The 1,156-nt window shown below is 58.6% G+C and carries 2 protein-coding genes; both read right to left on the bottom strand.

Translation table 11 applies throughout. The features are described 5' to 3' along the window. A partial coding sequence (locus tag AC1D1X_RS23945; protein WP_477699432.1) for a GNAT family N-acetyltransferase occupies positions 1 to 895 on the bottom strand: 895 nt, incomplete at its 3' end. Then, positions 888 to 1,156 (bottom strand): hypothetical protein (locus tag AC1D1X_RS23950; protein WP_477699433.1); only part of this gene is annotated, 269 nt, incomplete at its 5' end. The genes AC1D1X_RS23950 and AC1D1X_RS23945, both read right to left, overlap by 8 nt.

Below are 1,156 nucleotides of genomic sequence, written 5' to 3' on the forward strand. Positions count from 1 at the left end.
ATCCGGACTTGAAGAACAATAGCGAATTGTCGGGTTTGGCATCGGTGCCCCCCCCGAAATAAAACGCCCGTTGGCCTCGTTGTTGCGCTGCCGCGATGCACTTGTCAAGCAGCCATGCCGCCGCATTGAGCGCCCGCCCGCCCGCATTGCTGGCAGCGAGGTGGTATTCCGACACGCCATCGCCCTCCAGCACAATACAGGCCGCGAGCCATTCCTTGCTCCCGGGCATGCTACAGCTTGCCACCAATGCACCGGGAACGGCCGCCAGGCGGCGAAAATAGTCATCATCAAACTGGTAAAAGCCGTCAGCACCCATACTCGTCATTGCTGTGCGGTAAAACACTGCAAATTTCTGCACGTTTTCACCAAGATGCTGCTCGCTGAAAAGCAGCGCGGCCTTTTCAGCTTTGCTGACCGAGTAACGGATACGCCGGGAATAGTCAGCTGCCACCGCATGTCCTTGCAAGCCGGTCCAAACCACCTGCCGATTGGGAACAACTGTGCCGGTATAGCCCCGTTGATTGGCGTTCATGGGATGAAAGCGCAGATATTCCACAACAACCAGTTGTTCACGCATCCATTGCGCATAAGCGGCCCAGGCTGCTCGCAAAAATTCCGGCGACGAACTCGTGGCGGTGGGGCCACCATAGCCGTAAGGAGAACTGGCATCCCACCAGTCCGTGCCCACAATTCGCATGCGGTGCAATCCATGCAGCCACATTTCACCCTGCATTTCAAAGAGCAGGAAAAGCGGCTCCAGCCCAGGTTGCCGAAATGCGTCAGCTAACACATAAGCCGGATGCAAGGTGGCAGGACGGTACTCGGCATCTATGCGAGCATGGCACTCTATGGCTTGTTCCGGCGTCAAACGCCGCACGATTTCAGCTTCAGGCATGGTTGGCAGCCACCTCCCGCAGGACCTCCGCGACGCGTCCTGCTGCATCGCCCTGACCGGCACCGAACCGCGTCGCCGACTGTGCCCGCCATGCACGCTGCTCATCCAGCCGGCTTTGCAGCGGTCGCACATATTCGGCGGCGATCTGTGTATGGGGCAACGCCTTGTACGCAATACCCATTTCCAGGTACGGTGCCAAATGATCGAGGATAGAGCCGCGAATCTGCAACACCGGTTTGCCCGCCAGCGACGCTTCAACAC

It is taken from the genome of Polaromonas sp. P1_G4, from assembly GCF_056405475.1.